This window comes from Streptomyces sp. P17, from assembly GCF_032436805.1.
GTDB lineage: Bacteria > Actinomycetota > Actinomycetes > Streptomycetales > Streptomycetaceae > Streptomyces.
Genome location: NZ_JAVRBF010000881.1, coordinates 1 through 269 on the forward strand (window position 1 = coordinate 1; position 269 = coordinate 269).

Sequence of the window (269 nt, forward strand, 5' to 3'; positions counted from 1 at the left end):
TGCGGTTCGACGGATTCATGGTCGTTTCCCAAAGTTGCTCATCATTCATTTCACCAAGACCTTTATAACGCTGTACGTGCACCTTGCTTTCGTTACCTTCGGCAACACGTGCGATAAATGCGTTGCGCTGCTGCTCATTCCAGCAATACTCCTCTTCTTTACCCTTGCGGCACAGATATAGAGGTGGGGTGGCAATATAAACATACCCATTCTCAATAAGCGCACGCATATTACGGAAGAAGAAGGTAAGGATGAGTGTGGCAATGTGG

At 47.2% G+C, this 269-nt stretch carries 1 pseudogene; it reads right to left on the reverse strand.

Annotated elements, in window-relative coordinates:
* A pseudogene (locus RMT89_RS43315) lies at positions 1-269 on the reverse strand (DNA topoisomerase IV subunit B); the annotation flags it as partial.